Genomic DNA, 25882 nt, shown 5'->3' on the forward strand with positions numbered 1-25882 from the left:
TGTTGTACAGTCGTTCAACTGTCATTTCCCGTCATTGCCAAGGAGTCATGCCCCATGAACCAGCAAGCGCGCTTTTCCCGCCTGGAACCCGGGTTGCGCAAGGCCGAGCTGATCGAGGCGACCCTTACCTGCCTCAAGCTCCACGGTTTCCAGGGCGCGTCGATCCGCAAGATCAGCGCCGAGGCCGGGGTCTCGGTGGGGCTGATCAGCCATCACTATTCCGGCAAGGACGAGCTGGTGGCCGAGGCCTATCGCTCGATCACCGGACGGGTCATGAACCTGCTGCGCGAAGCCATGGACCAGGCCGCGCCGGCGCCCCGGGAACGTTTGTCGGCGTTCTTCCGGGCCTCGTTCTGCGCCGAACTGCTGGACCCGCAACTGCTGGACGCCTGGTTGGCGTTCTGGGGCGCGGTGAAGACCGCCGAGGCGATCAACCAGGCCCACGACCATTCCTACGCCGAATACCGCAACGAACTGGCCGGGCTCCTGGCCAGCCTGGCCGGGGACCAGGCCTGGGCCGACTTCGACGCGGACCTGGCGGCCATCAGCCTCAGCGCCTTGCTCGACGGCCTGTGGCTGGAGTCCGGGCTCAACCCCGGGACCTTCAGCCCGCAGCAGGGCGTGCAGATCTGCGAAGCCTGGGTCGAGGGCGTGCTGGCCAGCCAGGGGCGGGGCTTTCGCCAGCCGACATAGGGCTGTTGATCGGTTGTTCAGTAATGGCTAGGCTGCTGCGCACAAGGCGACACCTCTAATAAAAATAATCAGGAACACAGGCGATGACTCCTCGGGTATTGATCGTCGACGACGATCCGTTGATTCGCGAACTGCTCCAGGCCTATCTGTCCCAGGAAGGCTACGACGTGCATTGCGCCGCCACGGCGGAACAGGCCGAGAGCTTCCTCGACCAGCACACGGTCGATCTGTTGATGCTCGATATCCGCCTGCCCGGAAAGGACGGCCTGACCCTGACCCGCGAGCTGCGAGTGCGCTCGGAGGTGGGGATCATCCTGATCACCGGGCGCAACGACGACATCGACCGCATCGTCGGCCTGGAATGCGGCGCCGACGACTACGTGATCAAGCCCCTCAACCCCCGCGAGCTGGTGTCCCGGGCCAAGAATCTGGTCCGCCGCGTGCGCCATGCCCGCCAGCCACCAGCGCCGGCCAGCCATCCCAGCCCGGTCAAGCAGTTCGCCGACTGGGCCCTGGACACCGACCGCCGCCGGCTGATCGACGCCCGGGGCGGCGAGACCCTGCTGACCCACGGCGAATACCAGCTGCTCAGCGTGTTCCTGCGCAACAGTGGCCACACCCTCAGCCGCGACCAGTTGATGGACCAGATCCGCAACCGCGAGTGGGTGCCCAGCGACCGCTCCATCGACGTACTGGTGGGCCGCTTGCGGCGCAAGCTGCATGACGACCCGGCCGAGCCGGAGCTGATCATCACCATCCACGGTGCCGGCTATCTGTTCACTGCCAGCGTGGCCGCCTGAGGTGGTGCGCCGCGCCTGGGCCCTGGGGCTGATGCTGCTGGCCGGCGCGGCGCTGGCCGAGCCCCGGCCGACCCTGAAATATTGCGACTACCCGGTGTACCCGCCGATCTCCTGGAGCGACGGTAGCCAGGTGCGCGGCCTGGCCCCGAGCCTGGTGCGCCAGGTGCTGGGGGACTTGGGCTACCAGGTGCAGGTGGTGGTGCTGGGCAACTGGAAGCGCTGCCTGCTGGATGCCGCCGCCGGCCGCGTGGACGTGGTGCTGGCCTACCGCACCGGCCAGCGCCAGCAGGGGTTGCGGTTCTCCCGGGTGCCGGTGCTGCGCGAGGAGGTGGCGCTGTTCGTCAACCGCCGCCACCTGCCGCGATTCCAGCAGTTGCAAGACCTCACCGCCTATCGCGGCGGCCTGCTGTTCGGCGAGAGCTACGGCCAGGATTTCGACCGTGAGGTGGTGCAGCACGGCAACATCGAGTGGGTGTCCAGCAGCGTGCAGAACTTCGGCAAGCTGATCCGCCAGCGCATCGATTTCATCCCCCACGAGCGGCGTACCGGGCAGTTGTTCATCGAACGCCTGCCGGGCGCCCAGGACATCGTCGCCTTGCCCCAGGCGATCAGCGTCGACTACCTGCGCCTGGCGGTGTCGCGCCAGTCGCCCTTGGCGGCGCGCATGGACGAGATCGACGCGCAGTTGCAGCGCCAGGTCGACAGCGGCGCGGTACAGCGCTGGCTAGACCAGAGCCAGGCCGACTACCGCGCCATGCTCAAGGCCCAAGCCGGTGCGGCGCCATGATCGGCCCACGGCCCGGCGGCCTGCTGCGGCGCCTGTTGCTGTTCATCCTGCTGTTCAGCCTGTGCTTCACCGTGCTGGCCAGCGCCGTGCAGCTGTACTTCGAATACCGCCGCGAAATGCGCGACATCGACAGCCGCATGGAGCTGATCCGCGCCGGTTACCTGGGCAGCCTGGAGCGCAACCTGTGGGACCTCAACCAGGAACAGCTGACGGTGCAGTTGCAAGGCCTGGTGGACTTTTCCGATGTGGCCCGGGTGCACCTGCTCAGCAGTGATTTCGACCTGCAACAGGGCAGTGCCGAGCTGATCGGGCCTTTGCGGGTGGAGCGCTTCGCCCTGAGCTACCAGCCTCCGTCCGGGCCCCGTCGCGAGCTGGGGGAGTTGCAGGTCAGCACTGACCTGGGGGCGGTGTACCGGCGCCTGTACACCACCGGGCTGGCCAGCCTGCTGTGGATGAGCGTGTTTCTCTGCGGCCTGGCGGTGGCGCTGTCCGGGCTGTTCTATCGCCTGGTCACCCGGCACTTGCAAGTCATGGCCGAGTTCGCCCGCCGCGTGGCCGGTGGCGACTTGCAGCAGCCCCTGCACCTGGACAAGCGCCAGCGCCCGGGCGGCGACGAGATCGACACCGTGGCCGGGGCCCTGGACGACATGCGCCGGGCGATTCTCGATGACATCCAGCGCCGCGAGCAGGACCGCCAGGCCCTGCAGGACAAGCGCGACGAATTGCAGAAAATGGTCCAGCGCCGCACCGCCAGCCTGATGCACGCCAAGGATGAGGCCGAGGCGGCCAACCTGGCCAAGTCGCGCTTTTTGGCCACCATGAGCCACGAGCTGCGCACGCCGTTGAACGGCATCCTCGGCATGGCCGAACTGTTGCGTGGCGCGCCGCTTGCGCACCAGGACCGCCAGCGTTTGCAGGCCCTGCACAAGGCCGGCGAGGGTTTGCTGACGATCCTCGACGAGGTGTTGTCCTTCGCCCGCCTGGAGGAGGGGCAAAGCCGCCCGGAGGCCCTGGATTTTTCCCTGCGCCAGTTGCTGGAGGAGGTCAGCACACTGCTCGAACCCCGGGCCCGGGAGCACGGCACGCAGTTGCAGGTGCACGTCGACCCGCGCTTGGCCCCGGGGCAGCATGGCGCCGAGCAGTACCTGCGCCAGGTGCTGAGCAACCTGCTGGCCAACGCCATCCGCTTTACCGAAGGCGGCTGGGTGCGGGTCGAGGTCCAGGTGCTGGAGGACGGACCACAACGGCAACGGCTGCGCTGCTCGGTGGCCGATAACGGCATCGGTATCGCGGCCTCGATGCGCGACAAGATCTTCGAGCGCTTCGTCCAGGCCAGCGACGCGGTGAGCCGGCGCTATGGCGGCACCGGCCTGGGCCTGGCGATCTGCAAGCACCTGGTGCAGCAACTGGATGGGCGCATCGGCGTGGACAGCGAGCTGGGGCAGGGCAGTCGTTTCTGGTTCGAGCTGGCCCTGGGGGTCGGCCTGGGGCTGCCGGCGCCACCGTCGGTCGCGGCACCGGTGCCGGGGCTGAAGATCCTGGTGGTGGAGGATGTGGCGCTCAATCGCGAGGTGGCCCAGGGCTTGCTGGAGCGCGACGGCCACCAGGTGTGGCTGGTGGAGGACGGCGAGGCGGCGCTGGAGCTGTGCCAGCGCCAGGGCTTCGATTTGTTGCTGCTGGACGTGCAACTGCCGGGTATCAGTGGCATCGAGCTGTGTCGCGAACTGCGCCGGCGCCCGGGGCCCAATCGCCAGGCGCGGATCTTCGCCCTGACCGCCAGCGTCCAGCCGGCCCTGGTGCGCAGTTACCTGGAGGCGGGGATGCAGGGCATCCTCGGCAAGCCCTTGCAGATGGACAGCCTGCGCCAGGTCCTGGCCACCGCGGAGCAGGCCAGCAAGGAATTGGCGCCGCCAGCCCGGAGCCCCGAGGGCGTGCTCGACCAGGAACTGCTGGACACCCACCGCAGCCTGCTGGGGGAGCAGAAGTTGCAGGGGCTGTTCAAGGTCCTGGCGAGCACCCTGGACCAGCAACGGCCGTTGCTCGATGACGCCCTGGCGGCGGCCGACAGTACCCAGGTGCAGCACCTGGCTCACCGCCTGGCCGGCAGCGCCGACTCCCTGGGCTTTTGCGAACTGGCCCGGGTGCTGCGGGCGCTGGAGGATGCGGCGGGGCAGTCCGGCGTCGCGGCAATGGCCGCCCAGGTGCCACACCTGCAGCAGGCCTGGCAGCGGGCGCGCAGGGCCCTGGATCAACTGCTGGCGGCCTGAAGTACAAAAACCTTACGACTTTTTACATCTTCGATCTTTTGCTTCAACGCGAACTTACATGGCTTTCCAATAATCGGTCGAGCCGCGCCCGCCGCGGCCTTCGAAGCTTATTGGAGATAATAATAATGAACCGCCTGCAAGCTGCTGCCCCATCCCGTCGTACCCCTTCCCAGTGCGCCCTGCGCCTCACCGACTGCTGAGGTGCGCCGTGACGACCACTACTGAACGCAAAGGCATCCAACTGACCCGGGCCTTGAAGAGCCGGCACATCTTCATGTTGTCCCTGGGAGGGGTGATCGGCACCGGGCTGTTCATGGGCTCCGGGGTCACCATCAACCAGGGCGGTCCCTGGGGGGCGATCCTGTCCTACCTGGTGGCGGGCTTCCTGATGTACCTGGTGATGGTCTGCCTGGGTGAGCTGTCGGTGCAGATGCCGGTGTCCGGCTCGTTCCAGGCGCATGCCACGAAGTACATCGGCCCGGCCACCGGCTTCATGATCGGCTGGGTCTACTGGATGAGCTGGGCCACCACCGTGGGCCTGGAGTTCACCGCGGCGGGCATGCTCATGCAGCGTTGGTTCCCCGGGGTGCCGATCTGGTACTGGTCGGCGTTTTTCGTCGCCTTGCTGTTCGGCATCAACGCCCTGGCCACCCGCGCCTTCGGCGAGGCCGAGTACTGGTTCGCCGGGATCAAGGTGCTGGCGATCCTCAGCTTCATCGTGGTCGGGGTGCTGGTGATCTTCGGCGTCATCGACCTGCCCGGCGGTGCTCCGGCGCCGATGTTCGACAACCTCACCGGCGATTCGCTGTTTCCCAACGGCCTGCCGGCGGTGTTCGCGGTGATGATGACCGTGGTCTATGCCTTCCAGGGCTGCGAGATCATGGGCGTGGCAGCGGGGGAGACCGACCAGCCGGAAAAGAGCATTCCACGGGCGGTGCGCAACGTGGTGTTCCGGGTGCTGATCTTCTACGTGCTGGCGGTGATGGTGCTGGCGGCGATCATTCCCTGGCAGCAGGCCGGATTGGTGGAAAGCCCGTTCGTCCAGGTGTTCGACATGGTGGGCATTCCCTATGCCGCGGACCTGATGAACTTCGTGATCCTCACGGCGATTCTCTCGGTGGGCAACTCCGGGCTGTACGCCTCGACCCGCATCCTCTGGGCCATGTCCAAGAGCGGCATGGCGCCCAAGGCGCTGTCGCCCCTGAGCAAGCAGGGCGTGCCGCTGCGGGCCCTGGCGATCACCCTGTGCTTCGCCCTGATCTCGCTGATGACCAGCTTCATCGCCGCCGACACCCTGTTCATGGTGCTGATGGCGGTGAGCGGCATGGCCGGCACCGTGACCTGGATCGTCATCGCCCTGGCCCAGTACCGCTTCCGTCGCCAGTTCCTGCGTGAGGGCGGGCAGTTGGAGCAGCTCAAGTACCGTGCGCCGTGGTTCCCCCTGGTGCCGCTGCTGTGCATCGTCCTGTGCAGTTCGCTGTTCGTGTTCCTGGCCCTGGATGAAACCCAGCGTCCATCCTTGTACTGGGGCTTCGGTTTCATCGCCCTGTGCTACGGCGCCTACTACCTGGTGAACCGCAAGCGCCAGGCCCAGCCATTGGCCGCCGCCACCTGATAGCCGAAGACCCTGCGGGCCTTGGCGCAGCCTCGCTCCGCTCGACAGCGGCTACAGGGTTTTGTAGCCGCTGCCGCAGGCTGCGTACGGGGGCGCAGCGGCCGCAAGGTCTGCATCTTTATTTACCGGGTTGTAGTGGCTTGTTCGAAGTTGTAACAGCAGCTCGGCCACAAATCGTTCGAATCACTATTTATTCAATAAAAACAACAGGATGGATAGGTAATCCGGCCCTGGCCGGTGTACCGCTCGAGCAATTGCCGTCTTGTTGAACAGTCGTTTAGCATGGTTCGCAACTCACCTCCCTCATGCCAAATACAATCATTCGAGGACGCCCATGAGCACTTCATCGTCGCTGCTTTGCCAGATCGAGGCGGGTATCGCCTGGATCACCCTCAACCGCCCGGACCAGCGCAATGCCCTGGACATTCCCGGCCTGCGCCAATTGCACGGCTTGCTCGAGCGCTGCCAGGACGACCCGGCGGTGCGGGTGGTGGTGCTGGGCGGCAGCGGCCGCAGTTTTTGCGCCGGCGCCGACCTGGCCGAATGGGCCGAAGCCGAAGCCCGGGGCGCCCTGGAAAGCTACGGCTGGACCGAAACCGCCCACGCCCTGATGAGCTGCCTGCACAGCCTGGACAAACCCACCATCGCCGCCATCAACGGTACGGCCGTGGGCGCCGGCATGGACCTGGCGCTGTGCTGTGACCTGCGGGTAGCGGGGCAGTCGGCGCGGTTCAAGGCCGGCTACACCGGCATGGCCTATTCGCCGGATGCCGGTGCCAGCTGGCACCTGCCAAGGTTGATCGGCAGCGAGCAGGCCAAGCGCCTGCTGTTCCTCGATGAGCTCTGGAGCGCCGAACGTGCCCTGGCCGCCGGGCTGGTGGGCGAGGTCTGCGCCGACGAGCAACTGCACGCCACCGTCAGCGAACTGGCCGGCCGCCTGGCCAACGGCCCGACTTTCGCCTTCGCCCAGACCAAGCGCCTGCTGCGCGAAAGCGCCGAGCGCGACCTGCCCGGGCAACTGGCCGCCGAACTGGCCGCCGGGCTGCTGTGCGGGCGCAGTGCCGACGGCGCCGAGGCCCTGCGCGCGGCCACGGAAAAACGCCCGCCACGCTTTATCGGTCGCTGAGCCACGACCCAATCCACTTATTTCGCACCGTCAACCCGCCACAGGTAGCGCCATGAACTTCCAACTCAGCCAAGAACAAGAAATGTTGGTCGATGCAGTCCGCAGTTTTGTCAGCAAGGAGTTGCTGCCCCACGAAGAAGCGGTGGACCGCGCCGACGAGGTCCCGGCGGAACTGGCCGCAGAGATTCGCAACAAGGCCGTCGCTGCCGGTTTCTATGCCTTCAACATGCCCGAGGAGGTCGGTGGCGGTGGCCTCGACTACCTGTCCCAGGCGCTGATCGAGCGCGAGCTGGCCAAGTGTTCCTGGGCCCTGCATGTGTTCGTCGCCCGACCTTCGAAGATCCTCATGGCCTGCACCGGCTCGCAGATCGGCGACTACCTGCTGCCTTGCGTGCAGGGCAAGAAGATCGACTGCTTCGCCCTCACCGAACCCGGCGCCGGCTCCGATGCCAATGCCATCAAGACCCGCGCCGTGCGCGAGGGCGGCGACTTCGTGATCAACGGCGCCAAGCACTTCATCAGCCACGCCGGGCATGCGGATTTCGCCATCGTCTTCGCCGTCACCGGCACCTACGAGCACAACGGCCGCCAGCGCAATGCCGTGACCGCGTTCCTGGTGGACCGCGACACCCCGGGCCTGACCATTCGCCGTGGCCCCAAGTGCGTGAGCAACCGTGGCTACCACACCTTCGAGATGTTCTTCGACGACTGCCGGGTGCCGGCCCACCAGGTGCTGGGGGAGGTGGGCAAGGGCTGGGAGGTGGCCAACGCCTGGCTCACCGCCGGGCGGGTGATGGTCGCGGCCAACTGCGTGGGCCAGGCACAGCGGGCGCTGGATGCCTCTCTGCAATGGGCGGCGGACCGCAAGCAGTTCGGCCAGGCCATCGGCAGCTACCAGGGGGTGTCGTTCAAGCTGGCGGACATGGCCACGCAGATCCGCGCCGCCGAGCTCTTGACCCTGCACACCGCCTGGAAGATGGACCAGGGCAGCATGACCGACGGCGAGGCCGGCATGGCCAAGCTGTTCGCCAGCGAAGTGCTGGGCAAGGTGGCCGACGAGGCGGTGCAGATCTACGGCGGCATGGGCCTGATGGACGAAGGCCCGGTGGAGCGCATCTGGCGCAACGCGCGGATCGAGCGGATCTGGGAGGGCACCTCGGAGATCCAGCGGCACATCATTTCCCGTGAACTGCTGCGGCCGTTGCTGCGCTGAACCGCCTGGAGAACCTGCGTCATGTCCCAGACCCTACGTGACAACCTCAAGCGCCTGCTGGCGCCCCGGCACCTGGCCTTCGTCGGCGGACGAAGCATGGCCCGGGCCCTCAAGCGCTGCGCCGAGGGCGGTTTTGCCGGCGACCTGTGGCTGGTCAACCCGCAGCACGCGCAGATCGACGGCGTGCCCTGCGTGGCCAGCATCGACCAACTGCCTTGCGGCCCGGATGCGGTGTTCGTCGCCACCCACCGCGAGCTGACCCTGGACTGCGTCGCCCAGCTGGCGGCCAAGGGCGCGGGCGGGACTATCTGCTACGCCTCGGGGTTCGCCGAGACCGGCGCCGAGGGCCAGGCCCTGCAACAGCGATTGCTGCAGGCCGCCGGCGACATGGCCCTGCTGGGGCCCAACTGCTACGGCCTGCTGGATTACCTGCACGGCGCCGCCCTGTGGCCGGTGGCCCACGGCGGCCAGCAGGTCGAGCGGGGCGTGGCGGTGCTGACCCAGAGCGGCAACTTCGCCTACAACCTGTCCATGAGCGACCGTTCGTTGCCGGTGGCCTACATGGCCTCGGTGGGCAACCAGGCGCAACTGGGCATCGCCGAACTGATGGACGTGCTGCTGGACGAACCCCGAGTCACCGCCATCGGCCTGCACCTGGAAGGCCTGAAGAACGTGCCGGGGTTCGCCAAGGCTGCGTACAAGGCCCTGGAAAAGGGTATTCCGATCATCGCCCTGAAGACCGGGGTGTCGCAGATCGGCGCCGAGTTGGCCCTGAGCCACACCAGCTCGCTCTCCGGCTCCGATGCGCTGTACGACGCCTTGTTCCAGCGCCTGGGGGTGATCCGCATCAGCGGCCCGGTGAGTTTTGTCGAGACCTTGAAGGCCGCGTCCTGCGGCCAGTTGCCCGCGGGCCCGCAGTTGATGGCCCTGGCCTGTTCCGGGGGCGATGCCGGGTTGATCGCCGACTACGCCGAGCGCAATGGCCTGGAGTTGCCCAAGCTGGCGAGCGAGCAATGCCAGGCGCTGGCCCAGGTGTTGCCGGGGTACGCCAACCTGGTCAATCCGCTGGATTTCACCACCGCGATCTGGGGCGATGCCCAGGCCTTGCAGCAGATGCTCGATACCGTGCTGGGCAGCGCAGCCGACAGCGCCATGCTGGTGCTGGATTACCCGGCCGAGTTCACCGGCGAGCGCAAGGAATGCGACCTGCTGCTGGAGCTGTTCTGCGCCGCGTTGCAACGCCATGGCAAGCGCGGTTTCGTCACCTCGGCCTTCCCCGAATTGCTGCCGGCGGCGGCCCGGGAGCGCCTGCATGCCCTGGGCATCCCGGCCTTGCAGGGGGTCGAGGACGGCCTGGCGGCCTGGGGCCGGATCGCCGCCTACCAGGGCCGGCGCCAGGCCTTGCTGGAGCTGGGCGAGGCGGCCCTGGTGCCGCTGTGTCCCGAGGCCCTGGAGGGGACGGGCCAACTGCTGGATGAGTGGCAATCCAAGCAGGCCCTGCGCGAATTTGGCCTGCGCATTCCCGAGGGCCTGCTGAGCACTCCCGAGCAGGCGCTGAGCGCTGCGGCGGCGGTGGGTTATCCGCTGGTGCTCAAGGCGGTCAGCGTCGAGCTGCCGCACAAGACCGAAGCCGGCGCGGTGGCTCTGAACCTCAAGGACCCCGAGGCGCTGGGCGCGGCGCTGCGGCAGATGCGCGCGCGGATCGCCGAGCATGCCCCGGGGGTGGCCTTCGACCAGGTGCTGCTGGAGCCCATGGCCGCGCCGCCCCTGGCCGAGCTGATCGTCGGCATCAAGCGCGAGGAGCATTTCGGCCTGGCCCTGGTGATCGGCGCCGGCGGGGTGCTGGTGGAGCTGCTCAAGGACAGTCGCAGCCTGTTGCTGCCGACTCATCCGGGGGCGATCCGCCAGGCCGTGCTGCAACTGCGCAGCGCTGCCTTGCTGCAAGGCTTTCGCGGGCGCCCGGCGGCCGACCTGGACGCGCTGGTAGCGGCCATCGGTGCGGTGGCCGACTACGCCTGCGAGCACGCGGCGACCCTGCTGGAGCTGGATGTGAACCCATTGTTGGTCGGTGCCCGCGGCACCGTCGCGGTCGATGCGTTGATTCGCCTTGGCCGGGTATGAGGAGAGAGACATGCACGAACAGACCTTGACCGGTGGCCAGGCCCTGGTGCGCCTGCTGGCCGGCTACGGCGTCGACACGGTATTCGGTATTCCCGGGGTGCACACCCTGGAGTTGTATCGCGGCCTGCCCGGCAGCGGCATCCGCCATGTGCTGACGCGCCACGAACAGGGCGCCGGGTTCATGGCCGACGGTTATGCCCGGGTCAGCGGCAAGCCGGGGGTGTGTTTCGTCATCAGCGGCCCGGGGGTGACCAACGTCGCCACGCCCATTGGCCAGGCCTATGCCGATTCGATCCCGCTGCTGGTGATTTCCAGCGTCAACCACAGCGCCAGCCTCGGCAAGGGCTGGGGCTCGCTGCACGAAACCCAGGACCAGCGCGCCATCACCGCGCCGATCACCGCGTTTTCGGCCCTGGCCCTGAGCCCCGAGGACCTGCCCGAGCTGTTGGCCCGGGCCTTCGCCGTGTTCGACAGCGAGCGCCCGCGGCCGGTGCATCTCTCGGTGCCGTTGGATGTGCTGGCGGCCCCGGTGGCCCGGGACTGGACTGGCGAAGTGCGTCGGCGCCCGGCCCGTGGTCCCGCCGCAGCGGCGGATGTGCACCAGGCGGCGGACCTGCTGCGCCTGGCCAAGCGGCCGATGATCATCGCCGGCGGTGGGGCTTTGCAAGCCGGCGCGGCCCTGCAGGAACTGGCGACCCGGCTGGGCGCGGTGTGCTTCAGCAGCGTGGCCGGCAAGGGCCTGCTGGCGGACCGGGCGCCGCTCGATGCCGGTGCGACCCTGTGCGTGGAGCCCGGCTGGCAGTTGATCAGCCAGGCCGATGTGGTGCTGGCGGTGGGCACCGAGATGGCCGACACCGACTACTGGCGCGAGCGCCTGCCGCTCAACGGCCAGCTCGTGCGGCTGGACCTCGACCCACGCAAGTTCAATGACTTCTACCCCTGCGCCGTGGCCTTGCACGGCGATGCCCGGCAGACCCTGGAGGCCTTGCTCGAGGACCTGGAGCAACCGCCGGCGGACTCCGGTTGGGCGGTGGCGGCGGTGGCCCGGTTACGCCGCACCGTGGACGAAGGGCAGGGCCCGTTGCAGCGCATTCACCAGCAGATTCTCCAGCGAGTGGCGGCCGAGCTGCCCGAACGCGGTTTCATCAGCAGCGACATGACCCAGCTGGCCTACAGCGGCAACTACCTGTACCCCAGCCAGGGGCCGCGCAGCTGGTTGCACCCCACCGGCTACGGCACCCTGGGCTACGGCCTGCCGGCGGCCATCGGCGCCAAGCTCGGCGCGCCCGGTCGCCCGGGCCTGGTGCTGGTGGGCGACGGTGGTTTTCTCTACACCGTGCAGGAGCTGGCCACGGCGGTGGAGGAACTGGACAGCCCGCTGGTGGTATTGCTGTGGAACAACGACGCCCTGGGCCAGATCCGCGATGACATGCAGGCCCTGGACATCGAGCCCATCGGGGTCTTGCCGCGCAACCCGGACTTCATCGCCCTGGCCCGGGCCTTCGGTTGCCCGGTAAGCCAGCCGGCCAGCCTCGACGAGCTGCAACAGGCGCTGCGCCGTGGGTTCGCCCAGCCCGGGGTGACGCTGATCGAGCTCAAGCACGCCTGCGCCCAGGCCTGACCTACATTTTTTGCCAGGAGTTTCGCCATGCGTTTTTCCAAGCTGACCCAACGTATCGCCGGCGATGGCGCCGCCGCCTGGGATATCCACTACCGGGCCCTGGCCAAGCGCGAGCGGGGCGAGCCGGTGTGGCTGCTGTCGGTGGGCGACCCGGATTTCGACACCCCGCAGCCCATCGTCCAGGCGGCCATCGACAGCCTGCGCGACGGCCATACCCATTACGCCGACGTGCGCGGCAAGCGCGCCCTGCGCGAGGCCATTGCCCGCCGTCACCAGTCGCGCAGCGGGCAGGTGGTGCAGGCCGATGAGGTGGTGGTGCTGGCCGGTGCCCAGTGCGCGCTGTACAGCGTCGCCCAATGCCTGCTGGACCCGGGGGACGAGGTGATCGTCGCCGAGCCGATGTACGTCACCTACGAGGCGGTGTTCGGCGCCTGCAATGCCCAGGTGGTGCCGCTGCCGGTACGCGCCGAGGAGCGCTTCCAGGTGCGCCCAGAGGACGTGGCCGCGCGCATCACCGGCAAGACCCGGGCACTGGTGCTCAACAGCCCGCACAACCCCACGGGGGCGAGCATTCCCCGGGCTACCTGGGAGGCGTTGGCGGCGCTGTGCATCGAGCATGACCTGTGGCTGATCTGCGATGAGGTCTACAGCGAACTGCTGTACGAGGGCGAGCACGTCAGCCCGGCCAGCCTGCCGGGCATGGCCGAGCGCACTGCGACCCTCAACAGTTTGTCCAAGTCCCATGCCATGACCGGCTGGCGCCTGGGCTGGGTGGTGGCCCCGGCGCCCCTGGCCGCGCACCTGGAGAACCTGGCGCTGTGCATGCTCTATGGCTCGCCGGAGTTCATCCAGGACGCTGCCATCGTCGCCCTGGAGCAACCATTGCCACAGTTGGCGGCGATGACCGAGGCCTACCGCCAGCGGCGCGACCTGGTCTGCGATTGCCTGGCCGACTGCCCGGGTGCCCGGCCGCTGAAGCCCGATGGCGGCATGTTCGTGATGGTCGACATTCGCGCCACGGGCCTGAGTGCCCAGGCCTTCAGCGAACGGCTGCTGGACGAGCAGGGGGTGTCGGTATTGGCCGGCGAGGCCTTCGGTCCCAGCGCCGCCGGGCATATCCGCCTGGGCCTGGTGCTGGAGCCCGAGGCCCTGCGCGAAGCCTGCCGGCGCATCGCCCGCTGCGCCAGCGATTGCCTCGCCTAGGCGGAGGATCGTCGGAAGGCCCTGCGGGCCTTGGCGCGGCCTCGCAGACTCAGCACGGCTACCGGCTTGGTATAGCCGCTGTCGCAGGCTGCGTATGGGCGCGTAGCGGCCGCAGGGTTGGGGATCGTTGGAAGGTGTTGGGGGTTAAGCGCGGTCGGTTTCCAGGGGCGGGTCGAAGGTCACGAACAGCTGGTCGGCGGTGATGTTGGCCAGGTCCTGGCGCATGTTGCGCTCCAGCAGGCTGAACAGCCGGGTGAAGACGTCGAACACCTTGCAGTGCTCTTCCATGCCAGAGAAGGGGTTGTCGATCTTCTCGGCGATCAGCGAGCTTTCCTGCACCGCGTCGTAGACGTCCTGCAGGGTGATCTGCGCCGCTGGGCGGGCCAGGGTCAGGCCGCCCTTGGGGCCACGGCAGGAGGCGAGGATGTCGGCCTTGACCATCTGCGACACCAGGTTGCGCACCCGCGCCGGGTGGATCTTGACCCATTTGGCGATGGTCTCGGTGCGCAGCTTCTGCGGCGCGTTGGCGGCCACGAAGGACAGGATGTAGGAAGCGGTGATCAGGCGGGTCGACTGGCTCATGGGTGTCTGCAAGTCCCTGGGAAGGCGCCAGTATGCCAGCGCTGGCCGTTCAACGACGCGGTGAAAGCGATTGTGTGGAAAATAAAGTATTTGTTACGGTAACAATTATAAATAAACCCCGAGGAACCGCCATGAATGTGCTGATCGTCCACGCTCACCCCGAGCCGCAATCCTTCACCGCCGCGCTGCGCGACCAGGCTCGCAGCACCTTGGAGGCCCAGGGGCACCAGGTGCAGGTCAGCGACCTGTACGCCATGGACTGGAACCCGGTGGCCAGCGCCGCCGACTTTGCCCGGCGCGACAACCCCGAGTACCTGGTCTATGCCCTGGAGCAGCGGGTGGGGGTGAAGAACGGCGGGATCGCCGCCGACATCCAGGGCGAGCTGGACAAATTGCTGTGGGCCGATCTGCTGATCCTCAATTTCCCGGTGTACTGGTTCTCGGTGCCGGCCATGCTCAAGGGCTGGATCGACCGGGTGCTGGTGTCCGGGGTGTGCTACGGCGGCAAGCGTTTCTACGACCAGGGCGGCCTGGTGGGCAAGAAGGCCCTGCTGAGCCTGACCCTGGGCGGGCGCGAGCACATGTTCGGCCAGGGGGCGATCCACGGTCCGCTGGAGGACATGTTGCGCCCGCTCTTGCGCGGCACCCTGGCCTATGTCGGTTGCCAGGTGCTGGAGCCGTTCGTGGCCTGGCACGTGCCCTATATCAGCCAGGACGCGCGCGAGGGGTTCCTGGCCCAGTACCGCCAACGCCTGGAGCGCATCGATGAGGAGCAACCGCTGGTGTTCCCGCGCCTGGAACAGTTCGACGAGGCCCTGTACCCGTTACCGGCGTGATGGGCTTCGTGTAGCCGCTGCCGCAGGTTGCGCATGGGCGCGTAGCGGCCACGGGGTTGGCGATTGCTGGAAGGACCTGCGGGCCTTGGCGCAGCTTCGCGGGCTCAGCAGCGGCTACAGGGGTTGTAGCCGCGACCGTGGGAGGATCGGCTCAGAAGCGCAGGGTGACACCGGTGGTCAGCCAGCGGTCGCGCTGGTCCGTCAGGTGCTGGCCCAGGATCAGGTCCAGGTCCAGGGCGTGGCCGATGTGCAGGCGCGGGCCGGCTTGCCAGGCTCGTTCGCCGCCGCGCTGGCCGTAGCGCTCGGCGATCAGGGTCAGGCTGGGCAGCAGCTCGTATTCCACCCCCGTGCCCCAGGTCCAGCGATGGTGCTGCTGGCCGTCGTCATAGGCGTGGCTCCAGCCGGTACTGAGGTTCAGGTGCAGCGCGTCGCTGGGGCTGAAGGTCAGCGGCAGGCTGAGGTCGCCACCGTCGAAGCTGTGGCTGCGGTTCAGTGCCCAGTGGGCGGAACCGGCGAGCGCCAGTTGCAGGCCCAGGTCGTCGCGGTCCAGCAGGGCCAGCTTGACCTGGGGGCTGAGCTGGGTTTCGCCGTGCTCATCGGTTTCCTGGCGTTGCAGCGCGGCGCCCAATTGCACCCCAGGCAGTTGGCTGAAGGTGCAGGCCGGCACCAGCACGCTGTTGTGGTTCGAGCCTTGGCGGCGATCGGCCTGGTACCAGAGGTCGACATTGCATTCGCCGGGGGCGTTGATCCCGCCGTTGTCCACCACGTAGGCGCCACCGGCGGCCTGGGCCTTGGAGCACAGGGCCAGGGTCGCGGTGGCGCCGGCGGTGATGGCCAGGAACAGCAGGTTGCGCTTGAGCATGCGGCTTTTGGCGACGGGCAGCGGTTGGCCCCAGGCGCGGGAGCGGGAGGAGCGATGCGGACGATGCTGGGTCATGGCGAATCTCACGGCTGTGGGCGCCGGGTTGGCGGCGCCCGGGGTTGGAGTCATGAAGTGGCGGGTGATCACTCACCCAGGCCCAGGGTCTGGATGCCCTGGGTCCGGGCTTGGGCCAGCAGTTCCTCGGTGTCGTCGCCACCGGGCAGGGCGAGGACGATGTCGGGGCGGCTGTCGGCCAGCATGAAGCGGTTGCGCAGGCGCTCGGCGTGCTTGCCGTGCAACTGCCAGTTGGGCGGGTAGCGGACGAGGTCGGCGCCGATCTCCCGGGCCCAGTCCTCGATCTGCGCCCCGAGGAACTGGCTGCCGCCATGGATCACCACCCGTACCGGGTGCAGGCGCTGGAAGGCCTCCAGTACCTGGCGGCAGCGGCGGCTGTCGGTGTAGTGGCGACCGGCGCAGATCAGGACGCGCATCGGCTGTCCTCCCGGGTGTCGTGCGACTGGCCGGGCAGGGTCTCGGCCAGTGGCTCGCCGAGATAGCCGTGCTCGATGTCACGCTCGCCGGCCCGCTCCAGCACTGGGTAGGCCAGGGCGGCGATGTGGTGGTGGACCCGCCGATAGTCGCGCAGCAGGCGCTGGAAAATGTCCCCGGACTCGGCCCAGGCGCTGCGGTCTTCGCGCAGTTGGCGAAAGTGCTCGCGGCCGGCGGCGGCTTCCAGGCGGCGCACGTTCTCCTTGCGTGCCACCAACTGATGGGCGGTGGCCAGGTCTTCGCGCAGGAACACCGTGACCGCGAGGCTAAGGCTGGCCAGCAGTTCCTGGTGCAGCGGCACCAGGGTCCCCAGCTCGAAGGCGGAGAACGGCTCGCTGCGGCGCAGGCGTCGTACCGCCAGCTGCGCCAGGCTGCTGCTGAGGATGTCGCCGGCGTGTTCCAGGTTGATCACCAGCAGCAGGATTTCCTGGGAGCGGTCGGCGTCCTGGTCGCTGATGCCTTCCTTGCCGATGTCCGCCAGATAAGCACGGATCGCCGCGCTGAGCAGGTCCAGGGACTGGTCGATCTGGCGGATCTGCTCGGCGTTGGCCACCTGCGAGGTGCGCAGCAGTTGCAGGACCCGGTCGAGCATGCCCGAGAGCATGTCGGCCATGCGCAGGGCCTCGCGGGCAGCATTGGCCAGGCCGATATTGGCCACTTCCAGCCCGGCCTCGTCCAGGTACAGCGGCATGCCCGGATCGGTCACTGGCGGCGGGGCCGGCAGCAGGCGGGTCAGCAGCTTGCCCATGGGCTCGGTGAAGCCGATGAACAGCAGCCCCAGCACCAGGCTGAAGACGCTGTGCAGGTAGACCACCAGCAGCGCCCCGGGCAGCTGGCGCACGCCTTCGAGCTGGGCCAGTGCGCCGATCCACGGCAATACCAGCGCCACCCCGGCCAGGCGCACCAGCAGGTTACCCAGGGGCAGGCGCCGGGCGACGTTGCCGCTGGCGCCCAGCAGCGAGGGCAGGCTGCCGCCGAGATTGACCCCCAGCACCAGGGCCATGCTGGTGGCCGGCGACAGCAGCCCGGTGCCGGCCAGCGAGGCGACCAGCAGCACCACTGCCACGCTGGAGTGGCACATCCAGGTCAGCACGACCGCCACCAGCAGCGCCAGCAGCAGGTCGCCGTCCAGGCTTTGCATCACCAGGCGCAACACCGGGGTGTGTTCCACCGCACCCAGGGTGGCGCCGAGCGTGCCCAGGGCCAGGAGCATCAGGCCCAGGCCGATCAGCGCGGCGCCGATGCTTTCAAAGCGCGAGTCATCGCGCAGGCGCAGGCACAAGAAGCCCGCCAGCAACGCCACCGGGGCGGCCAGCGAGAGGTCCAGGCTCAGCAGCTGGACCACCAGGGTCGAGCCGATGTTGGCCCCCAGCATCACCGCCAGCGCCGGGGCCAGGCCCAGGGTGCCGGCGGCGGTGAAGGAGCTGGCCATCAGGCTCACTGCGGTACTGCTTTGCAGCACCCCGGTGATGCCGACGCCGCACAGCAGCGCCAGCCAGCGGTTGTTCAGGTGTTGCCCGAGCCAGTGGCGCAGCGGGCTGCCGAAGCCGCGCAGCAGCGAGTTGCAGATCATCTGCGAGCCCCACAGCAAGAGGGCGATGGCGCCGGCCAGGTTGATCAGAAGGGTGGTTCCCGACATGAGGGTTCTCCCGGGACGGGTGCGGGTTCAGGCGATTGCCAGGCGCAGCGAGGCGCGGTTGATGGCGGCGCTCAAATCCAGCACGAAACGCATTTCCACGGCGCTCAACAGGCCCCGCACATAGAGACGGCAACCCAGGCGGGCGAGCAGCCGGGCACAGGCGCACAAGGCGCAGACCAGCAAGGCCTTGAAGCCGCGTTGCAACGAAGAAAAAGGCTTGAGGGACATGGCGACGCTCCTTTGGGACGAGCGCTGTCGGCGTCGGCACGGCGCGGGCCGCGCCGACGGTGGCAGCAGTGGGCTGGATGATCGCAAGCGACCGCCGGCGGGCGGCCGCGCCACGTTTCAGGCCCTTAGAACCACTGCTTGAAGCGGCGGATGTACAGGGTCTTCATGGTCTGGGCGACCACGCAGTAGCTGAGCAGGGTGCCCACCAGCCAAGGGAAGTACTCCCACGGCAGCGGCACCAGGCCGACCATGCTGCCCAGGGGCGAGAAGGGCACGTAGATCCCCAGCGCTATCACCAGTCCAGTAGCCAGCATCACCGGCAAGGCCGCGGTGCTCTGGATGAACGGGATCTTGCGGGTGCGCAGCATGTGCACCACCAGGGTCTGGGACAGCAGCCCCTCGATGAACCAGCCGGACTGGAACAGCGCCGCCATCTCCACACTGTTGGCGGCGAACACGTACCACATCAGGGCGAAGGTGGTGATGTCGAAGATCGACGAGGTCGGCCCGATCCAGATCATGAAGCGCCCGATGTTGTTGGCGTCCCACTTGCGCGGCTTGGCCAGGTACTCCTTGTCCATCTTGTCCCAGGGCAGGGCCAGCTGGGAGAAGTCGTACATCAGGTTCTGCAGCAGCAGGTGGATCGCCAGCATCGGCAGGAACGGGATGAAGGCACTGGCCACCAGTACCGAGAACACGTTGCCGAAGTTGGAGCTGGCGGTCATGTTCAGGTACTTCATGATGTTGCCGAAGGTCTCCCGGCCCTTGATCACCCCTTCCTCGAGCACCATCAGGCTCTTTTCCAGGAGGATGATGTCCGCCGATTCCTTGGCGATGTCGGTGCCGCTGTCCACCGAGATGCCGACGTCGGCATCGCGCAGAGCGGGGGCGTCGTTGATCCCGTCGCCGAGGAAGCCCACGGTGTGGCCGTTGGCCTGCAGGGCCTTGAGCACCCGCGACTTCTGCAGCGGGGTCAGCTTGGCGAACACCGTGCGTTCTTCCACCAGCCGGCCCAGGACTTCATCGTCCATGTGCTCGATGTCGCGGCCCAGCAGTGGCTCGCCGGCTTCCAGGCCGACCTCGCGGCAGATCTTGGCGGTGACGATGGGGTTGTCGCCGGTCAGTACCTTGACCGCTACGCCGTTGTCGCGCAGGGCGGCGATGGCCGGGCCGGCGGTTTCCTTGGGCGGATCGAGGAAGGTCAGGCAGCCTTCGATCACCAGTTCGCGCTCATCGCTGGCGCTGTACTGGCTGCGGGTCTGGCCTTTGGGCAGCTCCCGGGTGCCCACCAGCAACACGCGAAAGCCGTCGCGGTTGTAGCGTTCTGCCAGGGCCAGCAGTTGTGCCCGGCGCTCGGCGTCCAGCGCCACGGCAACGCCGTCCTGGCGCACCCGGGTGGCGGTCTCGAGCATTTCCTCCACCGCGCCCTTGCACACCAGGAGGTGCTGGCCATGGGCGTCAGCGAGGATCACCGACAGGCGCCGGCGCACGAAGTCGAACGGCAACTCATCGATCTTGCGCCAGGCGGCGGGCGGGGTGAAGCGCGGGTTCTCTTCGGCGAAGGCCACCACCGCGCGGTCCATCAGGTTCTTCATGCCGCTCTGGTGGTAGCTGTTGAGCCAGGCCAGTTGCAGTACCTGGTCGCAGCGTTGGCCGTCGATGCCCACGTGGTGCTCGAGAATGATCCGGTCCTGGGTCAGGGTGCCGGTCTTGTCGGTGCAGAGCACGTCCATGGCGCCGAAGTTCTGGATCGCGTTGAGGCGCTTGACCACCACCTTGCGCTTGGCCATGGCCGCGGCGCCCTTGGCCAGGTTGGCGCTGACGATCATCGGCAGCATTTCCGGGGTCAGGCCGACGGCCACCGCCAGGGCGAACATGAAGGCATCGGCCCAGTTGCCCTTGGTGAAGCCGTTGATCAGAAGCACCACCGGCACCATCACCAGCATGAAGCGGATCAGCAGCCAGCTGACGCTGTTGACCCCGCGGTCGAAGGCGGTTTGCGAGCGCGAGCCGACGATGGAGCGGGCCAGGGAGCCGAAGTAGGTACGCGCGCCGGTGGCCACCACCACGGCGGTAGCGGTGCCGCTGACCACGTTGGTGCCCATGAAGCAGATGTTGGGCAAATCCAGCAGGTCTTGTTGGTCGGCGGCCTGGGCCTTGGCGGATTTCTCCTGGACGGCGCCCAGGGTGTCGTACTTCTCCACCGGCAAGGCTTCGCCGGTGAGCACCGCCTGGCTGATGAACAGGTCGCGGGACTCGATCAGGCGGATATCGGCGGGGATCATGTCGCCCGCCGAGAGCTGGATGATGTCGCCCACCACCAGTTCGCGCATCGGTACTTCGCGTACCCGGGCCTGCATGCCCATCTGCTCGCGCCGCAGGACCGCGGCGGTGGTGCGGACCATCGCCTTGAGGGCCTCGGCGGCCTTGGCCGAGCGGTGCTCCTGCCAGAAGCGCATCAGGCCGCTGGCCAGGACCATCACCAGGACGATGATGACGCCGGTGAGATCGGTTTCTTCGCCGGCCTGCAGCGGCAGCCAGAAGTCGGTGAAGAAACTGATACCGGTCAGGGTCATCAGCACATAGATGAAGGGGTTGTTGAAGGCTTGCAGCAGCTGCACCAGGGCGTGCGGCGGACGGTCGTGGGCGACCTCGTTGTGGCCGTCCCGTTGCAGGCGGCCTTCGGCGTCCAGTTCGGTGAGGCCGGCGGTGCTGGAATTGACATTGGCCAGGGTCACGGCCAGGCCGTTCTGGGCTTCACGGGCGGCGCGCATCGACAGCTTGTGCTGGTCGCCGGTGGCGTTGTGGTTGCGCGAAGTTGCGATTTTTACAGTCATGGGTGTGTGCTCCTGCCGCTTGCTGACGGCGCGACACACGAGCCACTCAACTAATCAAAGGCGAGCGAAAGTATGTCGAACCGCAGGTTGGCGATCGATTTTGATCTGGGCGTCTTTCAGGATTTAACGTTCGCTGCCCATGCAATGAAGTTGCATGGACAGCGAACCTACTACTGGCCTCTTCCATAACTTTCTCCAACATTTTCATTAACTTTAAGGCGATAGGGTGCCGACAAGTTCCTATATAAGGAATTCGTCTTTGAATAACGAAAGTTATTGGCGCCTGGAACTTAGGTGCGAGCCCCGAGATACAGGCCAAGGATCAAGGCGGCCTGGGTGAAGAGCCAGGCCGCGCCCCGACTCTGCGGGTCCTGGCTGTCGTCGAAGCTCCAGCGTTGTTGCAGTTGGCCGCTGGTGGGGCAGACACGCCAGTTGGCCCGCAAGTGCGTGGCGCAGGCAGCTGTGGTGCGAGAGAAAGGCGAGCGGGCCTGGGCCTTGGGCTCAGGGCGCAGCTTGACCCGCATGGTCGCGGCAAAGGCGCGAACACCGGGCATTACAGAGGAAGTGAAGGTCATAACAGTTGCCTCGCGACCGGACTGGCTCCGGAGGAGGCAAGTTACGTAGGAGCGTCAAGCTCTAGCGCAGCTCACCCGACCGTGGAGTCGAGTCCCGTCTTGTTCAGGGTTAAGTGCCTGGCGGTGCCCGAGGGCCGCGACCAGACAGCGTCTAGATACTGTGTCCATTGGCTTCTTTGGTGAGTTGGAAAAAAGGCCGGTTTGATCGGCCCGCGCAATTTACTCAGGGCGCTGCGGTGAGTCAAGTTCAAATTGCCCGATAATCAATGTTCGATGATGTTATTTTCAGCTTAGGTTCAGGCGCGGGATAAGTAACTTGTGAACTTGAAGATATGAAGTAGGTGGATAATAAAAAGTGCCCATGATCGAAAAGCATCATGGGCACTCAATAGTCACGAAGTTTCCAGGACCTCAATGGAGCAGGTGCTGGGAAATGTCCTTGTAGGTGGCGCTGTCAGTGGCGGCCATCAATTGCCGGCCATCCTTGAAGGTGCCGATGAAGGTCACCTCGTTTTCCGTGCCCGCGATCAGGTAGCCGGCCAGGGCCCCCACCGGACCCAACAACATGGCGCCGGCCAGGCCGTAGCCCAGGGCGTCGCGGTTGGCCACGGGACTTTCGCTGGCGATTTCCAGGGACTTGAACGCCGATGCCTTGACGTCGACCCCGGCACTGTTGAACACCGTCTTGAGCCTGAAGGTACCGTGCCGGTACTCACCGGTGCCTTGCAGGAAATCACCCGATAAAACCTCGATCTTTGCCATGTTGAATCATCCTTATCCAAGCATAACCAGACAGGCCATTGGGCTCGCCGTCATGGCGAGCGTCAACGGAGTTGCGATGAAGGGCACTACCACCAGTCAGCAGCCCTCGTGCATCCAGCCTCGGCCAGTGCTCCGCTGGCGATGCTGATCCAAGTCAGGGCTGTGAATGTTTGTAGCAGCCAGCCGACCAGTGCCCCGGGGCTTCCGACCAGCGGTGCGGCCAGCGCTGGCAGAAGGGGACGAGCGGTATGAAGAGCCAGTGGCCGGCCATTACCTTGCGGTGATTCGTGACGGTTGTATTACCCTGCGCCACTGATTGTCGTCCGCTCTCGGGTCCCTGGAGTCGCCATGCCTCGCTTCGCCGCCAACCTCAGCATGCTCTACCCGCAACACGCCTTTCTCGATCGCTTCGCCGCAGCTGCCGCCGATGGCTTTGCCGGCGTGGAATATCTGTTTCCCTATGAGCATCGCCCTGAGGAACTCAGGCAGCGCCTGGACGACCACGGCCTGCAGCAGGTGCTGTTCAACGCACCACCGGGGGACTGGGCGGCGGGGGAGCGCGGCACGGCCTCGCTGCCCGGACGCGAGCAGGAGTTTCGCGCAGGGTTCGCCCGGGCCCTGGAGTACGCCGCGGTGCTGGGTAATGCACGCATCCATGTGATGGCCGGATTGCTGGCCGACGAAGGCGAGCGGGCCCGGCACCATGGGGTCTACCTGGAGAACCTGGCCCATGCCTGCGCCCGGGCCGCCGAGGTGGGTATCACGGTACTGGTGGAGCCGATCAACACCCGGGACATGCCGGGGTTCTTCCTCACCCGCCAGGACCAGGCCCAGGCCATCTGCCGCGAAGTAGGGGCCGACAACCTCAAGGTGCAGTTCGACTGCTACCACTGCCAGATCGTCGAGGGTGACGTGGCCACCAAGCTGCGCCGCGACCTGGCGGGCATCGGCCATATCCAGGTCGCCGGGGTGCCGGAGCGCCATGAACCGGATCAGGGCGAATTGCATTACCCCTACCTGTTCCAGTGGCTGGATGAGCTGGGTTACGCCGGCTGGGTCGGTTGCGAGTACCGGCCCCGGGGCGACACCAGCGCCGGCCTGCAATGGCTGCGGGATTGGCAGGCGCGTTGATGCATTAGCCCGGGCTAGAGGCAGAAGGGGCAGTACAGGTTGTCCAGGAAGTCATCGCTGTGGATGTTCGCGTCCAGGACCTGCACCACCACCGGGCCGTGGCGCGGGCACTCCAGCACTTGCCCGGCGCCGCTGCGGGCGGGCTGTTCTGCGCTGAACTCGTTGCAGCCGCACCAGGGGCACTTTTGCAGGGGCTGTTCGTACTGCCCGAGGATCGCCAGTGTCCAGCCGCAGCCGGTGCAGCTCAGGCGGTGAAGGGCGCGGGCAGGGGTGAAGGTGGGCATCGATGGTTCCTCGGTAGGACGCTCCGGGCAGTGGCTTGAGCAAATGGGTCAATGGCTCCCGGGCCTGGCGGCTGTTGAACCGCAAAGAGCCGTGCCGCAAGAAGTGTTGGTGGGGCATGGGGCGATATTGATAGGGGCCGGTCATGCTCGGTTCAATCGGTCGATGTGCGTGGGCGGTCGATCTTCCAGCGCTGCTTGAGCCGTTGCAAGCTGCCATCGCGCTCCATCGCCTCCAGGGCCTGCTGCCAGCGGGCGACCTGGGCCGGGTCGACCTTGGGCGAGAAGGCGATATAGGCATCCTGGTGCATCAGCGGGATCTGGTAGCGCAGTTGTTCCAGCCTCATGCCTTGCTCGGCGGCGAAGGTGCCGACGCTCATGGTGTCGGCGACCACGTACTGCACGCGGCCGACCTGCAGCAGGCGCATCATGATTTCCGGGCTGTCCACGCCCCACAGGTTGGTCAGGCCCTGTTGCCGGAGGAAGCTGTAGACCAGCCACTTGCGCGGTACGGCGATCTGGCCCTGGGTCTGTTGCAGGTCGGTCACTGGCGTGGTGTCGTTGCTGCCGCTGTAGAGCGCAGTCTCGGTCTGCATCAAGGGCCCGACCCACTGGTAGCGGGTTTCGCGCTCGGCGGTGCGCAGGATGGTGAACACGGCGGTGTCGGCTTCCTCGCTGGCATCGCGCAGGGCCCGCAGCATCGGCCGTTGCTGGATCTGGACAGGGTCGCCACTGCGTTGCGCCAGGGCCTGCACCACATCGACGGCGAAACCTGCCATGTGCTCGCCCTGCTGGAAGTGCAGCGGTGGGTGGTTGTCGGTCAGCATGCGCAGCTCGCCAGCGTGGGCCGCAAGGCTCAATAGCGGCAACAGTGCCTGCAGCATCCATTTCATGCAGTGCCCTTGGAGTTTCAAAACGAAGAGCTTAGTACGACTGGTTGCCGCCTGTCGCGATAAACGCTGCCGGCCCTGGGCCTGGCTTCAGAGGGCGATGCCCGGGGCTTTTTTCGTCGGGATATCGCTGAAAACACGCCACTGCAGTTATTCTTGCGCCGCCTTTTCAGAATGGAATCGACCCATGTTCGCTCCCCTTGTTCGTCCCTTGCGAGCCTCTGGCTTGCTGTTCGCCGTCCTGGCCTGTTCCCAGGGCGTGCAAGCCAGCAGTTTCGATTGCGCCAAGGCCGCCAGCGCCAGTGAAAAGGCCATCTGCGCCGACGCTTACACCGCCAAGCTGGACAGCCGGCTGGGCAAGGCCTGGACGGCGACCCTGGGCGAGGCCAAGGACCCCAAGGCGCTGCGCCTGGGCCAGCGGGAATGGCTCAAGCAGCGCGACCAGTGTCAGGCCGACCTGGGCTGCCTGCGCAGCCAGTACCTGAGCCGCCTGATGGTACTGCGCTATGTGAATATTCCGTTCAATTGGCAGGGCACCTGGCAGCGGGTCTCGGTCAGCCCGTTCTACGGCGGTGAGCTGGTGATCCGCCGCGCCGGCGAAGACCGTCTGAGCTTCGACCTGTCGGCCATGGGTGGCGCCAATTCCGGTGCGCTTGCAGGCACGCTGCAGCTCAAGGACGGTGAAGCGCGCTACGGCGTCGAGGGCTGCACGTTGCGCTTCACCCCACGCAACGGCCTGTTGCAAGTGACCCAGGAGGGCGACCCCTATGCCTGCGGTGCCGGTTCGGGGGTGTATTACGACGGGCTCTACGTGGCCTCCCAGCAGATCCTGGAGAATCAGTACGATTTGCTGTCCACCGCGCTGGTGCGTACCGAGGAGGAGGACCAGCGAGCCCGGAAACTGCTGCAAAAGGACTACCAGACCCTGCTCGACAGCGGCTCGGTGTTCTCCCAGGACACCTCGGCCGAGCTCAAGGGCGCCGAGGTTACCGATATGTGGCTGCAGGGGCTGGCCAATACCAATGCGGCGATTTTCGTGCGCGGAGCTCAGGGACAACTGTGGGTCGCGCTGCTGGCGGTGGTGGGGCCCAAGGATGAGGTACGGGTGCGTTACTACACCACCGAGCCTGAGTGGAAGCACAGCCTGCCGGACGTGGTGCAGGCGTGGTACGAAGAGCGCACCAAGGGCAAGCGCCTGGCGCTGGACATGATGCCCTGACCCGGCGCCCTGGAATTTACGCGCGGGGATGCTGAAGCCTGCTCG

23 protein-coding genes are annotated in these 25882 nt (G+C 66.8%); 13 read left to right on the top strand and 10 right to left on the bottom strand.

Features of this window, described 5'->3' with window-relative positions:
- The first annotated feature begins 54 nt into the window (after positions 1-54).
- The 10 genes from AC3WK8_RS06755 to AC3WK8_RS06800 all read left to right on the top strand — a co-directional run bounded on the left by AC3WK8_RS06755 (position 55) and on the right by AC3WK8_RS06800 (position 13446).
- Entirely contained in the window at positions 55-693 is a 639-nt protein-coding gene (locus AC3WK8_RS06755; protein WP_085598724.1) for a TetR family transcriptional regulator C-terminal domain-containing protein, read from the top strand.
- Between the two features lie 83 nt (positions 694-776).
- Positions 777-1493 (top strand): response regulator, encoded by a 717-nt coding sequence (locus AC3WK8_RS06760; RefSeq protein ID WP_022644050.1) that lies wholly within the window; start codon positions 777-779, stop codon positions 1491-1493.
- Between the two features lies 1 nt (position 1494).
- Entirely contained in the window at positions 1495-2280 is a 786-nt protein-coding gene (locus AC3WK8_RS06765) for a substrate-binding periplasmic protein (RefSeq protein WP_103324276.1), read from the top strand.
- Positions 2277-4547, top strand: coding sequence for an ATP-binding protein (locus AC3WK8_RS06770; RefSeq protein ID WP_103324275.1), 2271 nt, complete (start codon positions 2277-2279; stop codon positions 4545-4547). The genes AC3WK8_RS06765 and AC3WK8_RS06770 overlap by 4 nt, the downstream gene beginning before the upstream one ends.
- Before the next feature lie 274 nt (positions 4548-4821).
- Positions 4822-6162 carry an amino acid permease gene (locus AC3WK8_RS06775; protein ID WP_164485052.1) on the top strand — a complete coding sequence of 447 codons (1341 nt, stop codon included), beginning with the start codon at positions 4822-4824 and terminating at the stop codon, positions 6160-6162.
- A 334-nt stretch (positions 6163-6496) separates the two neighbouring features.
- On the top strand, positions 6497-7288 hold the full coding sequence (locus AC3WK8_RS06780; protein ID WP_068587065.1) for an enoyl-CoA hydratase/isomerase family protein: 792 nt from the start codon (positions 6497-6499) through the stop codon (positions 7286-7288).
- A 52-nt stretch (positions 7289-7340) separates the two neighbouring features.
- Positions 7341-8501, top strand: coding sequence for an acyl-CoA dehydrogenase family protein (locus AC3WK8_RS06785; protein WP_085598715.1), 1161 nt, complete (start codon positions 7341-7343; stop codon positions 8499-8501).
- Between the two features lie 21 nt (positions 8502-8522).
- Positions 8523-10622 (top strand): acetate--CoA ligase family protein, encoded by a 2100-nt coding sequence (locus tag AC3WK8_RS06790; RefSeq protein ID WP_103324274.1) that lies wholly within the window; start codon positions 8523-8525, stop codon positions 10620-10622.
- 10 nt (positions 10623-10632) lie between these two features.
- Complete coding sequence (locus AC3WK8_RS06795; RefSeq protein ID WP_103324273.1) at positions 10633-12243, top strand: 5-guanidino-2-oxopentanoate decarboxylase; 1611 nt, start codon at positions 10633-10635, stop codon at positions 12241-12243.
- 27 nt (positions 12244-12270) lie between these two features.
- Positions 12271-13446, top strand: coding sequence for a pyridoxal phosphate-dependent aminotransferase (locus tag AC3WK8_RS06800; RefSeq protein ID WP_068595681.1), 1176 nt, complete (start codon positions 12271-12273; stop codon positions 13444-13446).
- Between the two features lie 144 nt (positions 13447-13590).
- Here AC3WK8_RS06800 and AC3WK8_RS06805 read toward each other — a convergent pair whose 3' ends face one another.
- The gene (locus tag AC3WK8_RS06805) at positions 13591-14028 is read right to left on the bottom strand and encodes an RrF2 family transcriptional regulator (protein ID WP_103324272.1); all 438 of its coding nucleotides are present in this window, start codon (positions 14026-14028) and stop codon (positions 13591-13593) included.
- A gap of 131 nt (positions 14029-14159) precedes the next feature.
- On the opposite strand from AC3WK8_RS06805, the gene AC3WK8_RS06810 reads away from it, so the two are divergent.
- Positions 14160-14864, top strand: coding sequence for an NAD(P)H-dependent oxidoreductase (locus AC3WK8_RS06810; RefSeq protein ID WP_103324271.1), 705 nt, complete (start codon positions 14160-14162; stop codon positions 14862-14864).
- A gap of 151 nt (positions 14865-15015) precedes the next feature.
- Here the strand turns inward: AC3WK8_RS06810 and AC3WK8_RS06815 are convergent, their stop codons facing one another.
- From AC3WK8_RS06815 to AC3WK8_RS06845, 7 genes are all read right to left on the bottom strand, one after another.
- A complete protein-coding gene (locus AC3WK8_RS06815) occupies positions 15016-15801 on the bottom strand; it encodes a PA4824 family protein (protein WP_103324270.1) in 786 nt (261 codons plus the stop codon).
- A 68-nt stretch (positions 15802-15869) separates the two neighbouring features.
- Complete coding sequence (locus tag AC3WK8_RS06820) at positions 15870-16217, bottom strand: DUF2493 domain-containing protein (RefSeq protein WP_022644062.1); 348 nt, start codon at positions 16215-16217, stop codon at positions 15870-15872.
- Positions 16205-17914, bottom strand: coding sequence for a Na/Pi cotransporter family protein (locus AC3WK8_RS06825; RefSeq protein ID WP_053130492.1), 1710 nt, complete (start codon positions 17912-17914; stop codon positions 16205-16207). Before AC3WK8_RS06825 ends, AC3WK8_RS06820 begins: the two co-directional genes overlap by 13 nt.
- A 27-nt stretch (positions 17915-17941) precedes the next feature.
- Positions 17942-18142, bottom strand: coding sequence for a hypothetical protein (locus AC3WK8_RS06830; RefSeq protein WP_085598703.1), 201 nt, complete (start codon positions 18140-18142; stop codon positions 17942-17944).
- A 125-nt stretch (positions 18143-18267) separates the two neighbouring features.
- Positions 18268-20979 carry a magnesium-translocating P-type ATPase gene (gene mgtA, locus AC3WK8_RS06835; RefSeq protein ID WP_103324269.1) on the bottom strand — a complete coding sequence of 904 codons (2712 nt, stop codon included), beginning with the start codon at positions 20977-20979 and terminating at the stop codon, positions 18268-18270.
- Between the two features lie 290 nt (positions 20980-21269).
- Positions 21270-21554, bottom strand: a complete 285-nt coding sequence (locus tag AC3WK8_RS06840; protein ID WP_031321607.1) for a hypothetical protein — start codon at positions 21552-21554, stop codon at positions 21270-21272.
- Between the two features lie 411 nt (positions 21555-21965).
- On the bottom strand, positions 21966-22316 hold the full coding sequence (locus AC3WK8_RS06845) for a hypothetical protein (RefSeq protein ID WP_022644067.1): 351 nt from the start codon (positions 22314-22316) through the stop codon (positions 21966-21968).
- 348 nt (positions 22317-22664) lie between these two features.
- Between AC3WK8_RS06845 and otnI the strand changes: the two genes are divergently transcribed.
- On the top strand, positions 22665-23447 hold the full coding sequence (otnI, locus tag AC3WK8_RS06850) for a 2-oxo-tetronate isomerase (protein WP_103324268.1): 783 nt from the start codon (positions 22665-22667) through the stop codon (positions 23445-23447).
- 14 nt (positions 23448-23461) lie between these two features.
- Here otnI and AC3WK8_RS06855 read toward each other — a convergent pair whose 3' ends face one another.
- On the bottom strand, positions 23462-23731 hold the full coding sequence (locus AC3WK8_RS06855; protein WP_103324267.1) for a hypothetical protein: 270 nt from the start codon (positions 23729-23731) through the stop codon (positions 23462-23464).
- Between the two features lie 152 nt (positions 23732-23883).
- The gene (locus tag AC3WK8_RS06860) at positions 23884-24621 is read right to left on the bottom strand and encodes a substrate-binding periplasmic protein (protein ID WP_177409130.1); all 738 of its coding nucleotides are present in this window, start codon (positions 24619-24621) and stop codon (positions 23884-23886) included.
- 184 nt (positions 24622-24805) lie between these two features.
- Between AC3WK8_RS06860 and AC3WK8_RS06865 the strand changes: the two genes are divergently transcribed.
- The gene (locus AC3WK8_RS06865) at positions 24806-25837 is read left to right on the top strand and encodes a lysozyme inhibitor LprI family protein (RefSeq protein WP_085598692.1); all 1032 of its coding nucleotides are present in this window, start codon (positions 24806-24808) and stop codon (positions 25835-25837) included.
- Positions 25838-25882: the final 45 nt, after the last annotated feature.

It is taken from the genome of Pseudomonas sp. FW507-12TSA, assembly GCF_058781435.1.

Excerpts from the sequence above, each read along its gene's own strand:
- AC3WK8_RS06770 (WP_103324275.1), top strand. The coding sequence starts at position 2,277 with ATGATCGGCCCACGGCCCGGCGGCCTGCTGCGGCGCCTGTTGCTGTTC.
- AC3WK8_RS06865 (WP_085598692.1), top strand. The coding sequence starts at position 24,806 with ATGTTCGCTCCCCTTGTTCGTCCCTTGCGAGCCTCTGGCTTGCTGTTC.
- AC3WK8_RS06825 (WP_053130492.1), bottom strand. The coding sequence starts at position 17,914 with ATGTCGGGAACCACCCTTCTGATCAACCTGGCCGGCGCCATCGCCCTC.
- AC3WK8_RS06815 (WP_103324270.1), bottom strand. The coding sequence starts at position 15,801 with ATGACCCAGCATCGTCCGCATCGCTCCTCCCGCTCCCGCGCCTGGGGC.
- mgtA (WP_103324269.1), bottom strand. The coding sequence starts at position 20,979 with ATGACTGTAAAAATCGCAACTTCGCGCAACCACAACGCCACCGGCGAC.
- AC3WK8_RS06810 (WP_103324271.1), top strand. The coding sequence starts at position 14,160 with ATGAATGTGCTGATCGTCCACGCTCACCCCGAGCCGCAATCCTTCACC.
- AC3WK8_RS06790 (WP_103324274.1), top strand. The coding sequence starts at position 8,523 with ATGTCCCAGACCCTACGTGACAACCTCAAGCGCCTGCTGGCGCCCCGG.
- AC3WK8_RS06775 (WP_164485052.1), top strand. The coding sequence starts at position 4,822 with ATGTTGTCCCTGGGAGGGGTGATCGGCACCGGGCTGTTCATGGGCTCC.
- AC3WK8_RS06800 (WP_068595681.1), top strand. The coding sequence starts at position 12,271 with ATGCGTTTTTCCAAGCTGACCCAACGTATCGCCGGCGATGGCGCCGCC.
- otnI (WP_103324268.1), top strand. The coding sequence starts at position 22,665 with ATGCCTCGCTTCGCCGCCAACCTCAGCATGCTCTACCCGCAACACGCC.
- AC3WK8_RS06860 (WP_177409130.1), bottom strand. The coding sequence starts at position 24,621 with ATGAAATGGATGCTGCAGGCACTGTTGCCGCTATTGAGCCTTGCGGCC.
- AC3WK8_RS06785 (WP_085598715.1), top strand. The coding sequence starts at position 7,341 with ATGAACTTCCAACTCAGCCAAGAACAAGAAATGTTGGTCGATGCAGTC.
- AC3WK8_RS06805 (WP_103324272.1), bottom strand. The coding sequence starts at position 14,028 with ATGAGCCAGTCGACCCGCCTGATCACCGCTTCCTACATCCTGTCCTTC.
- AC3WK8_RS06845 (WP_022644067.1), bottom strand. The coding sequence starts at position 22,316 with ATGGCAAAGATCGAGGTTTTATCGGGTGATTTCCTGCAAGGCACCGGT.
- AC3WK8_RS06795 (WP_103324273.1), top strand. The coding sequence starts at position 10,633 with ATGCACGAACAGACCTTGACCGGTGGCCAGGCCCTGGTGCGCCTGCTG.
- AC3WK8_RS06855 (WP_103324267.1), bottom strand. The coding sequence starts at position 23,731 with ATGCCCACCTTCACCCCTGCCCGCGCCCTTCACCGCCTGAGCTGCACC.
- AC3WK8_RS06840 (WP_031321607.1), bottom strand. The coding sequence starts at position 21,554 with ATGACCTTCACTTCCTCTGTAATGCCCGGTGTTCGCGCCTTTGCCGCG.
- AC3WK8_RS06755 (WP_085598724.1), top strand. The coding sequence starts at position 55 with ATGAACCAGCAAGCGCGCTTTTCCCGCCTGGAACCCGGGTTGCGCAAG.
- AC3WK8_RS06760 (WP_022644050.1), top strand. The coding sequence starts at position 777 with ATGACTCCTCGGGTATTGATCGTCGACGACGATCCGTTGATTCGCGAA.
- AC3WK8_RS06820 (WP_022644062.1), bottom strand. The coding sequence starts at position 16,217 with ATGCGCGTCCTGATCTGCGCCGGTCGCCACTACACCGACAGCCGCCGC.
- AC3WK8_RS06780 (WP_068587065.1), top strand. The coding sequence starts at position 6,497 with ATGAGCACTTCATCGTCGCTGCTTTGCCAGATCGAGGCGGGTATCGCC.
- AC3WK8_RS06830 (WP_085598703.1), bottom strand. The coding sequence starts at position 18,142 with ATGTCCCTCAAGCCTTTTTCTTCGTTGCAACGCGGCTTCAAGGCCTTG.